Genomic DNA, 11,221 nt, shown 5'->3' on the forward strand with positions numbered 1-11,221 from the left:
CTTAAAGGAGCTGCCCCAATGGAAACAAAGAAAAACACCATGAGAAAGGCGAACTTTCATCTAGAACTGATGGACCTGGGAAATGATAATCCCCCATTTGAATGGAAGGAAAGTTTAAATCCCAAGCAAATGAAACGGTGGGAACGGGGCGAAGCGGCCCTTGCAGTAGCACCCCCGAAGATTGAAAGTGAAAAGATGTTTGTACGTTTTGTGGCTGTGGCCAAGGCCTGCCAAAAGTGGCGGGCCGGCCCAGAGCCCGCATCCGATGAATTTATAAAAAGTCTGCAGGAACTAGATAAATGCCAAAAGGAAGGATTGATGCTAGCGCTGTTTCCGGTAGAAAGGAACCGGGATCAATGGGCGAAACTTTTAAATGTAACCGGGGCTCAGCTTGCATACATTGCTTACCATACCTTTAAACCCCTTTTAAAATTTTACGGGGAAAAGGTGTCTGCCCAGGTTTCCATAAGCCATTGGTTAAAAAATTATTGCCCGGTCTGTGGTGATCAACCAACCATGGCCAAGCTTTCCGGGCAGGATGGACACCGTAAGCTATATTGCGGTCGCTGTGAAACCCATTGGCGCTACAAGAGATCGGGATGTCCTTATTGTAATGAAGATGATTCCGAAGCTTCTTTTTTCACTCTGGATGACAACAGGCAATATCGTGTATATCTTTGTGATCACTGCAAAAGCTATCTAAAAACAGTTGATGAGCGGGAATGCGGGGAAGTAGATTTATTTTGTGAAGATATACTGACCGTTGAACTGGATGAACTGGCTCATAATGAGGGTTATCAAAGAGGTGGAACCGAGCATTATGGCTAGGGAAAAATTAGTTTTAAAAGTAAATAAGTTTTTGTGCATTGTAAAAAGCGCCTGTTCTCCCGGTTTTTAAACCGGGAATTTTTTTGTATAAATGATAAACCATTTTAATGCCCACCAATATTGCCGTGGTCGGAAAGAAATAACTATTGCTTTTTATCAAAAACGCTTAAAAATAGATAACCAAAAGTAATCCCGCTTACAATTTGAGGCAACATGGAATACATCAACATGAGCCCACCCAGATATTTAGGGAAATAAATACTGAAGGGTGGAAATAAAGCGATTGGACAAACCGCTAGGTAGAGGGCGGGTAGACCAACCGCTAAAAATTTTATCCAATAAACTGCCAGGAACCTGGCTTGTTAAAAATTTTGATAAATCGAGGCAAGGAAAGAAATGTTCCTATGAAAATTGGAAACAGAACTGAAAAAATTAATACAGGATGAATATTGGTGGAACGTACTCCCTAATATGAATTCATTAATTTTCATATTTTTATTTGCCAGCCCCTTTGTATTTTTACAGTCTGCCGCACAGTATTTATCTGCAGGACGACAAAGCCACTGAGAAGGTATTTATGTTAAAATAGAAATTATTTTCATAAAAGAGGTGGCAGGTAAATTCATGGCAGTGGTTCAGAGACAAATCGGCGCGGCGGCTTTGCAGTCTAAATTATGGACTTTTGATTTTGTAATTCTTTGTTTGTCCTGTCTTATGTATTATTTTTCTTTCCACAGTCTGATACCGACTTTGCCCGTATATATCCAGACCCGGGGAGGCTCCGAAGGGATGGCCGGACTATCCCTGGCCGCCCTTACAGTTTCGGCAGTAATGATTCGTCCTGTGACCGGCTGGGCTTTGGACAAGTATGGCCGCAAGCGGATCCTGTTGAGCGGATTATTGATTTTTTTAATTCCATCGGTTTTTTATACTTTTATGCTACCCATTGTGCCGTTGCTTCTCTTTCGCTTTATGCAAGGTTTTGGCTGGGGCATTGGCAGTACTTCACAAGGGGCCTTAGCTTCGGATATCATTCCCCGGGGCAGGCTGGGAGAGGGATTGGGTTTCTTTAGCCTGATCACCAGCATTTCCTTAGCTGCCGCCCCGGCCATGGGTTTATGGCTGGTAGAGCAATTCTCCTTCCGCACTTTGTTTATTATCAGTGTGTTATTGACCCTGGCTTCGCTGTTGTTATCTTTGAAAATTCGCTATCCCGAAGGGAAGAGTAACGATCAGACCCCAAAGTTTGTACTCATAGAAAAGCAGGCCCTTGGCCCGTCGCTGATCATGCTCCTAATCACCATTGCCTATAGCTCCCTGCTGTCTTTTTTGGCTTTGTTCATTCAACAGAGAGGAATGTCCGCCGCAGGGGTGTTTTTTGCCGCCTTTGCTGTCACCACATTTATATCCAGGCCGCTGTCGGGAAAAATTGCCGATAGAAAAGGTTCCAAAGGGTATGATCTGATTCTTTACTTCGGTCTGCTGGCAATCATTGCTTCCATGATTGTCATTGCCAGGACTTCTTCCCTGGGGCACTTAATCGGCGGGGGAATTTTATTCGGCCTTGGATTTGGCTCTGTCCAGCCGATTTTATTGCTGCTGGCCATTAAAAGTGTTCCTGCTGCCCGAAGCGGGGCGGCCAATGCCACCTATTGGACAGCCTTTGATATCGGAGTTGCCGTTGGCTCCGTTTTTTGGGGAATAATTGCCAATTATTTTGGTTACGTGACCATGTATTATTTAAATATTATTCCTCCTTTGTTGGCCCTAATGTTGTATTATCTAAATAAAAAAAGGATACAGGGAGTGTTTCCATGTTAATATCTGGAACAGAACGAAAAAATATTAAACCCGGAGTCCGGGTAAACATTATACAAAAGCCACACCAGCGCACCGGGCAGTTAACGGAAGGGATTGTAAAAGACATTCTCACGAAGAGCCCGGTTCATCACCGGGGGATAAAAGTCCGTTTAGAGAATGGGATCATTGGCAGAGTCCAGGAGGTGCTGGAATGAATAGGAGTTACCCAGCCGTTTTAAGTATGCAGTAAGGATTTCAACACCAGGTCGATATACCTGTAGCGGCAGTCCTGATCGTGGTAATCAAAATGAGAGAGGGTTCTCATTTTGGTACCGACCAATACTGGAAATTCCAAACTACTGAACATTTGGAAAATTTTCATAATTAATTCGGTTTCCGTTGCCTGGGTCCCGGTGATTTCCTGCACCGATATCATTAACTTATTTAACCCTTTTTCCTTCATAAACTCAAAGTATTCATTGGTGGAAACCGAGTCATGCAGTACCTGGTCAATAAAATTTCGGAAGATATCCGGATATTTCAGGGTATAATCGGCATAACTGCGGAGAAAATTGCGAAGCCTTGCCTCCGGGGGCACCTCCAAATCATCAAGATGATCAAAGGAGGTCATCAGCCGGTTGGTAAAAGTTTTTAATGCTTCGTTCACAACATTGTCTTTAGAACCGAAATAATAGTTTATGATCGCCACATTCACATCCGCCATGGCGGCAATTTTCCGGCTGGTAGCATGCTGGACCCCTTCGCTGCCGATAATCCTCAAAGTAGCATCCAGAATTTTATCCTTAGGAGTTAATTTATGATCCAAACCTTTCTTCAAGTTTTCGCCCCTCTTTAAGTCATTTTAGGGCATCATCAGCGATGCCCTGATGCTTATTATTTGACAAGTGCCCTAAGATTATCTTGACGGTCGTACCTAACCGACCTTTTCTTTCGCTACAGCCAGCATTAATTTTATCCGGTTTAGCTGATTTACTTCACTGGCTCCGGGATCATAGTCAATGGGCACAATATTAACATCCGGGTAGCAGCGACGCAGTTCCCCAAGCATCCCTTTACCCACAATGTGATTGGGTAAGCAAGCAAAGGGTTGTAAGCACACAATATTATTGACGCCGCTGTGGATCAATTCCAGCATCTCGCCGGGTAACAGCCAGCCTTCACCAGTCATATTACCCAAGGAAAGATGGGTTGACGCCAATTTGGCGATCCCTTGGATGGTAAAGGGCGGTTGAAAGCGCTTGCTGCTTTCCAGGGCTTTACGCAGGTGGCGGCGGTAAAACTCAACAACCTGAATAAATAGATTCCCTTTTAGACTGCTGGTTAAGGTACCGGCCAGCAAGTGATAATTTGTTTTGCTGCCATAGGCGCAATACAAGAAGAAATCCACCAGGTCGGGCACAACCGCCTCGGCGCCTTCGTTTTCCAACAGTTCAACCAAGTCATTGTTCGCTGTGGGGTGATATTTTACTAAGATTTCGCCAACCAGGCCCACTCGGGGTTTAAGTTTCTGCTCGTTAATGTCCAAATGGTCAAAATCCCGGACCATACCAAAAATATTGCTTTTAAAATTTTCTTTGCGGCCTGCCAACAGATCCTGACGGCACTTGGCAGACCAATCATCGCACAGCTTTTGAGCCGAGCCGGGACGTTTTTCATAGGGGCGTACCCGGTAAAGCACCCGCATCAACAGGTCACCGTAAATTAAACCCATAATTAAGTCCTCAAAGAGGGGAAAGGTCAAAGGAAACTGTGATTCCTTGCCGCTTTTTAAGGCAAAAACCGGTACCTGGGGCAGGCCGGCATCCCGGAAGGCTTTGCGGGTAATGGCCACGTAATTGGTGGCCCGGCAGCCGCCCCCGGTTTGGGTTAAGATAACGGAGGTGTTATTTAGGTCATACCGCCCTGATTTTAAAGCCTGCAGTAATTGCCCAACAACAATAATGGTCGGGTAGCAGGCATCATTATGAACAAATTTTAAACCTTCGTCAATGGCCCTTTTATCGGGCATGGGAGCCACCACCAGTTGATAGCCGGCCTTTTGAAATCCGGCTTCCAAAAACTGAAAGTGAATGGGTGATAACTGCGGCGCCAACAGGGTATGGCGTCTTTTCATTTCGGCGCTAAAAACTGGAGGATGTTCGGCAGCAGGCGCTGTCGTTGGTTTACCCGTTAAATTGCGCCCCCGGTCATTCAGCGCTGCCAGCAGGGAGCGAACCCTGATTCTGGCTGCGCCCAGGTTATTGATCTCATCCAGCTTAACCACCGTGTAAATACGGTGGTGAGACTCAAGAATTTCTTTTACCTGATCAATGGTAACGGCATCCAGCCCGCAGCCAAAAGAATTGATCTGAATCAACTCAATATCCGGCTGTCCGGCCACAAAACCTGCCGCGGCATACAATCTGGAATGGTAGACCCACTGGTCAACCACCCGCAGGGGTCTGTCTGCCGCTCCTAGATGGGCTACAGCATCTTCGGACAATACCACCAGCCCGTAAGATTGAATCAGCTCGGGCAAACCGTGATGAATTTCCGGATCAATATGATAAGGACGGCCCGCCAAAACTACGCCCTTGACCTTCCGGTCGGCCATATAAGCAAGGGCCTCCCGGCCTTTACGGCGAACATCGGATTTATACCGCTCCAGTTCGGCATAAGCCTCATCCACCGCGGCAACAATCTCTTTCTTAGGTATTTTTTCTCCCGCCAGTTCCTCCGTCAGCCTGCTGATCAAGTGCCGGCGGCTGTTCAGCGGCAGGAAGGGACGCAGGAAGGCAATTCCCTCATCACGCAGGACATCCATATTGGCCTTGATATTTTCCGGATAAGAGGTAACGATGGGACAATTATAGCAGTTGGCAGCTTCCGGATTCTCCTGGAAGTTGTAGGGAATGCAGGGATAAAATATTTTTTTAACGCCTTTTCTAATCAAGTCGCTGATATGTCCGTGTACCAGTTTAGCCGGATAACAAATGGATTCCGACGGAATGGTTTCCATCCCCAGCTCATAGAGCCGGCGGGAAGAACGACCGGATAAAACCACCCGGTAGTTGAGCTTGGTGAAAAAAGTAAACCAGAAAGGGTAATCTTCATACATATTGAGTACCCGGGGAATGCCAATAACCCCACGGCGGGCCAGTGGTTCCGCCAAGGGTTTATACTGAAACAGCCGTTGGTATTTATAGGTATAAAGATTGGGTAGCTTAGCATCGGTTTTCGCCTGGCCAATACCCCGTTCGCAGCGGTTTCCGGCATGATATTCCTGACCGTTGGAAAAGCGCTGGGTGGTAATCAGGCACTGGTTACCGCATAACTGGCAGCGGCGATGGGTGGTATTGGCGGTAAAGGCGTCCAGCTCAGCGGCAGATAACAGAGTGGTTTCCATTCCGGCTTGATACCGCTCCCGGGCGATGAGCGCCGCACCAAATGCGCCCATGAGACCGGCGATATCCGGGCGGACAACCTCTCGCTGGAGGATCTGTTCCAGAGCCCGCAACACGGCGTCATTGTAAAAAGTACCGCCCTGAACGACAATTTTATCGCCCAGTTCGTCGGCACTTTTTAGACGAATCACCTTAAACAAAGCATTTTTTACAACGGAGATAGAAATCCCGGCGGAAATATCGCTGACATCCACCCCTTCCTTCTGGGCCTGCTTGACTTTGGAGTTCATAAATACCGTGCAGCGGCTGCCTAAATCAACCGGATTTTTGGCTTTTAGACCCAAGCGGGCAAAATCTTTAGCCGTCATATCCAGTGCCTGAGCAAAGTTTTCAATGAAGGAGCCGCAGCCTGCCGAGCATGCTTCATTGAGCATAATGGAATCGATAACGCCGTCCCGCACAAAGAAGCTTTTCATATCCTGTCCGCCAATATCCAGCACAAAGGTAACACCGGGCAGAAAATGCTTGGCTGCCTTGAGATGGGCCACCGTCTCCACCTCACCAAAATCTACCTGCAGAGCGGCTTTGATGAATTGTTCACCGTAGCCGGTAACGGTGGAACAGACAATCTCTGTTTGCTTATTCAGACGCCGGTGCATTTCTTTCAGGGCCGTAATCACCGTCTCCAGTGGTTTGCCCCGGTTGCTGTCATAATAGGAATATAATAAACTGTTATCTTCGGCAATTAACACCAGCTTGGTTGTGGTGGATCCGGCGTCGATGCCTAAATAGGCTTTACCTGTATAGGTTTTTAGATCCAATCGTTGCACGGTGTTTTGCCCGTGTCGGTCGGCAAACTGTTCATATTCCAGTTGATCAGCAAATAAAGGATCCAACGACTTTTGATTTTCCTGGCGCAGTTGAACTAAATGGAATGGGGATTTTTCATGCAGAAGTTCATAGGGAACCGGCTCTTCCTGTAAAGTAAGGGCAGCCCCAATGGCCACAAAATAGGGTGAGCATTCCGGGCTTAGCACCTGATCCTGCCGGAGACCCAAGGTTTCAATAAAGCGCTTCCGCAGTTCTGAAAGAAAATATAAGGGACCGCCAAGAAAGGCGACGTTACCGCGAATGGCCCGGCCTTGAGCTAAACTGCTGATGGTTTGGTTGACAACGGCCTGAAAAATAGAGGCGGCAATATCCTCTTTGGCCACCCCTTCGTTCATCAGGGCCTGAACGTCGGTTTTAGCAAATACGCCGCAGCGGGAAGCGATGGGATAAAGGGTGCGGTAGCTTTTAGCCAGTTCATTTAAACCTGCGGGATCGGTATCCAATAACGCCGCCATATGATCAATAAAGGCGCCGGTGCCCCCGGCACATACGCCGTTCATCCGCTGTTCCACGGTGTTGCCCAAATAGGTAATTTTAGCATCTTCCCCACCCAGTTCAATTACAGTGCCTGTATGAGGGATCATATGCTTGACGGCATGAGTGGAAGCGATAACCTCCTGGACAAAAGGCAAGCCCAGGGACTGGGAGAGGCCAATGCCTGCGGAGCCTGTAAACATAACCGACAACAACTTCTGCCGCAGAACGTGCTGGGCCTTGGCCGCCACCCTTTGAAAAGCGCCTGCGATATCCGAAAAATGCCGGACATACTGTTGAAATACAATGCTGTCTTGCTCATTAAGGATTACCATTTTTAACGTTGTTGAGCCGATATCAATACCCACACGCAGCGTTTTATCCATTTGCTTCCTCTCCCCCATACTCCATGAATACATAACAACAACGATACATGTTTTAAAAAGCAAAATTAAACACTGTTTAAATTTATTATATATTTGAAAGTATTTAAAATGCAATGGTTTTTTGATGTGTTTGCCAATCATTTATATAACTCTATGATTGTTGAGAAGATTCTTTAAGGGCTTGGCGGAATAAGCACTACTCTTAAGGATTAAGCCCGGAGGTTTTAAACGTGATAAAAGCAGGTTCTAAGGAAATATGTAAAAATTAACCTTTTTTTAAACGGAGGTTAAAGGAAAAACCTTAGAAGTTTAACTTTGATCTAATAAGCTTTAAGAGAACAAATAGTTACCAAATTTTTGGAGGGGTTGAAATTGAATAAATGGTTTAGAAACTGGCAGGCAGCGGTTGCCGTACTGGTGACCATAGCCGTACTGGGGATCTTCATGGCAGGTTCACCTTCTCGTGGAATCGCTGATTCTGTTAAAGGCGGTGAGTCCTATACTGGAAAAACTCCAAAGTATATCTTTATGTTTGTGGGCGACGGTATGAGTTATCCTCAGGTTAGTAGTGCAGAGATGTTTCTGGGGCAGCAAGCCATGCCAGGAAAAATTACTCCTAAGCAGCTCAATTTTACCCGGTTTCCTACCCATGGAGCCCTGATGACCCAAGATTCCTCATCATTTATTCCGGATTCCGCTTCCACAGCGACCTCCCTGGCTTCGGGTCACAAGACTCTTTCCGGTGTAATTAACATGGATGAAACAAAAACAAAAGAATACCGTCCTATTACCGAAGATTTAAAAGCAAAAGGCTATAAGATTGGCATCATCACCAGTGTTCCCATCACTCATGCAACCCCCGCCGCCTTTTACGCCAAGGTTGCCAGCAGGAATGATGCCTATGATATTGGACAGCAGTTGGCAGCCAGTGGATTCGATTTCTTTGGAGGCGGTTCATTCGATCAGCCCACAGGACCCGAAAAAGATCAGCCGCATATTTTTGAGGTTGTTAAGAACGCCGGTTATAAAGTCGTAAATAACAAGGACGAGATATTGGCTTTAAACAGCGAGTCCGGCAAAGTAGTGGCCATCAATCCGGAGTTAGATGGAACGGCCATGGACTATGAGATTGACCGCCAAGCGGGGGAACTCTCCCTGGCCGATTTTGTTCAGAAAGGCATCGATGTATTAGATAATCCCAAGGGATTTTTCATGATGGTCGAAAGTGGGAAAATCGACTGGGCCGGCCATGCTAATGACGCAGCCGCCTCCATCCATGATACCATTGCTTTTGGTGATGCAATCCAGAAAGCTTTGGAATTCTATAAGAAACACCCTAATGAAACACTGATTCTGGTTACTGCCGACCATGAGTGCGGTGGAATGACCATCGGGTTTGCGAATACCGAGTATGATACCTTTTTTAATAAGCTTCAGCCTGTAACCATGTCCTTTGTGGATTTTGGCAAGATTTTTGACCAATACAGGAAAACCGTAACCCGCGATACCGCAAAACTAGAGGATTTACAGGACGAAATTAAAGCCGGATATGGTCTAACCATGGCAGATCTGAGTGACTACGAAATTGGCTTGCTGCGGAAAGCTCTGGATTGGTCCATGATTCCAACAGAAGAGAGAAAATACACCGATCAGGAAAAAATTCTTTATGGCACTTATGAGCCCTTTACTGTAACCCTCTGCCATATTATAAACAACAAGGCCGGACTCAGCTATACCAGTTATTCCCATACCGGTGTTCCCGTACCGGTTTATGCCCTGGGTCTGGGTGACGAGTTGTTTGATGGTTTTTATGATAACACAGAAATTTACTACAAGCTGGCTGCCGTTACCAACATTAAAAACTGACTTACTTCCAATTAAGAGAAGTTTTATTAAGAGAATTTTATTATTGAGCCTGGGCGGAACCCGCTCAGGTCTCATTATTGAAAACTGTTGGAGGTAGGCACATTGTCAGGGAAAACTTCTACAATAGGAAAAATGTTTGAGAACTTATCTAGAGTTTCCATTCGTAATCCATCCAAAGAATTTATTTTTATCCTGGTTGTGATGATCGTTATTGCATTTCTGGCAGTAATACCTACCGGATTTCCAACCAATGCTTATCCCAACAGCATCCGGGCAGTTTCACGGGTGTTAGAAGTGAATAATGATAACGTTTTTAGCACCATCGGTTTTGTTTTTCAGGGCGAACAGGTTTGCAAGGTGGAAATATTGGATGGGCCTTTTAAAGGTCGGCAGGCCTATGCCAGTAATAAATTTTTTGGCCGGCTTGAAGTAGATAAAGTTTTTGTAAAAGGGGATAAGGCCCTGGTGGTGATTGATTACACCGACCAAAAGATTCGGCATGTAAATATGATTGATCACTACCGTATTCATCTGGAAGCTTTTTTGGTCGGTATTTTCGGCCTGTTTTTAGTGTTGTTTGCAAGATGGACCGGCGTAAAAGCATTGGTGTCTTTTTTCTGACTGTTTTAATGATCTGGAAATTCCTGATTCCCATGATGCTTAAAGGCTGGAATCCAATTATCATTTCCCTGTTTTTTGTCATTACATCTACTACAACGATACTTTTTCTGGTGGGAGGTCTTAACAGAAAATCAGTTGCTGCTGTCCTGGGATCTCTTTCGGGAACCTTTCTGACCAGTTTGCTGGCTATTATTTTTGGTAAATACTTTAAAATTCACGGTGCGGTGCTTCCTCATTCCGAAACATTACTTTATGCCGGTTACGCACACTTAAACCTTACGGATATTTTAATTGCCGTTGTGTTTATCGCCTCCGCAGGGGCGCTAATGGATTTAGCCATTGATATTTCTGCAGCAGTGTACGAGGTGGTCGAAAAAAATCCTCAAATTAGCAGAGCGGAGGCCATTCAAAGTGGTTTTAATGTTGGCAGGACCGTTATCGGCACCATGACCACCACTTTACTGTTTGCTTATACGGGTGGTTATATAGCACTATTAATGATTTTCATGGCTCAAGGGACTCCGGTCATAAACATTCTCAATTTAAAATATATCTCTATGGAGATTATGCATACCATTGTAGGAAGTTTCGGGCTGGTAGCGGTAGCTCCTTTCACGGCAATTATAGCGGGTATACTCTTTACCCAAAAATCTTCTAATAAAAAGCCCGATGGACAAATAAAGATACAGAATTTAACACCCGCAGTGAAACCAAAGAACCAGACATCGCCGGAGAGTTAAGTTCGCGAATAATGAGATCATTGGTAGAGTTTAGCAAGTATTAAAAATTGAGAAACCTGTCTTTTAGATTTGAAAAAGATTCATCTTGATTTTAGGAATATCTGCGTTTATAATTAGTTAGACTTAAAGAAAGGGACGGTATGACGAACATGCGCTATTAATCCTTTTTAGAGACTTAAGAGACATCACGGACATCACTTTGTCAGGTTGC

8 protein-coding genes are annotated in these 11,221 nt (G+C 45.4%); 6 read left to right on the forward strand and 2 right to left on the reverse strand.

Features of this window, described 5'->3' with window-relative positions:
* Positions 1 to 18: 18 nt before the first annotated feature.
* The 3 genes from DESRU_RS02185 (at position 19) to DESRU_RS02195 (ending at position 2,843) form a co-directional block, all read left to right on the forward strand.
* On the forward strand, positions 19 to 828 hold the full coding sequence (locus DESRU_RS02185; protein ID WP_013840491.1) for a formate dehydrogenase accessory protein FdhE: 810 nt from the start codon (positions 19 to 21) through the stop codon (positions 826 to 828).
* A gap of 624 nt (positions 829 to 1,452) precedes the next feature.
* A complete protein-coding gene (locus DESRU_RS02190; protein ID WP_013840492.1) occupies positions 1,453 to 2,649 on the forward strand; it encodes an MFS transporter in 1,197 nt (398 codons plus the stop codon).
* Positions 2,649 to 2,843, forward strand: a complete 195-nt coding sequence (locus DESRU_RS02195) for a YwbE family protein (RefSeq protein ID WP_207635969.1) — start codon at positions 2,649 to 2,651, stop codon at positions 2,841 to 2,843. Before DESRU_RS02190 ends, DESRU_RS02195 begins: the two co-directional genes overlap by 1 nt.
* Positions 2,844 to 2,863: 20 nt before the next feature.
* On the opposite strand, the gene DESRU_RS02200 is transcribed toward DESRU_RS02195, so the two are convergent.
* A complete protein-coding gene (locus DESRU_RS02200; protein ID WP_013840494.1) occupies positions 2,864 to 3,466 on the reverse strand; it encodes a TetR/AcrR family transcriptional regulator in 603 nt (200 codons plus the stop codon).
* 96 nt (positions 3,467 to 3,562) lie between these two features.
* A complete protein-coding gene (locus tag DESRU_RS02205) occupies positions 3,563 to 7,783 on the reverse strand; it encodes a 2-hydroxyacyl-CoA dehydratase (protein ID WP_013840495.1) in 4,221 nt (1,406 codons plus the stop codon).
* 372 nt (positions 7,784 to 8,155) lie between these two features.
* On the opposite strand from DESRU_RS02205, the gene DESRU_RS02210 reads away from it, so the two are divergent.
* From DESRU_RS02210 to DESRU_RS21610, 3 genes are all read left to right on the forward strand, one after another.
* The gene (locus DESRU_RS02210) at positions 8,156 to 9,649 is read left to right on the forward strand and encodes an alkaline phosphatase (protein ID WP_013840496.1); all 1,494 of its coding nucleotides are present in this window, start codon (positions 8,156 to 8,158) and stop codon (positions 9,647 to 9,649) included.
* Positions 9,650 to 9,751: 102 nt separating this feature from the next.
* Positions 9,752 to 10,270: a hypothetical protein gene (locus DESRU_RS21605; RefSeq protein WP_337998884.1), complete on the forward strand. Its 519-nt coding sequence runs from the start codon at positions 9,752 to 9,754 to the stop codon at positions 10,268 to 10,270.
* A complete protein-coding gene (locus tag DESRU_RS21610; RefSeq protein WP_337998885.1) occupies positions 10,234 to 11,010 on the forward strand; it encodes a YibE/F family protein in 777 nt (258 codons plus the stop codon). Before DESRU_RS21605 ends, DESRU_RS21610 begins: the two co-directional genes overlap by 37 nt.
* Positions 11,011 to 11,221: the final 211 nt, after the last annotated feature.

Source organism: Desulforamulus ruminis DSM 2154 (genome assembly GCF_000215085.1).
Classification (GTDB): Bacteria; Bacillota; Desulfotomaculia; order Desulfotomaculales; family Desulfotomaculaceae; genus Desulfotomaculum; species Desulfotomaculum ruminis.

Excerpts from the sequence above, each read along its gene's own strand:
- DESRU_RS02185 (WP_013840491.1), top strand. The coding sequence starts at position 19 with ATGGAAACAAAGAAAAACACCATGAGAAAGGCGAACTTTCATCTAGAA.
- DESRU_RS02190 (WP_013840492.1), top strand. The coding sequence starts at position 1,453 with ATGGCAGTGGTTCAGAGACAAATCGGCGCGGCGGCTTTGCAGTCTAAA.
- DESRU_RS02205 (WP_013840495.1), bottom strand. The coding sequence starts at position 7,783 with ATGGATAAAACGCTGCGTGTGGGTATTGATATCGGCTCAACAACGTTA.
- DESRU_RS21610 (WP_337998885.1), top strand. The coding sequence starts at position 10,234 with ATGGACCGGCGTAAAAGCATTGGTGTCTTTTTTCTGACTGTTTTAATG.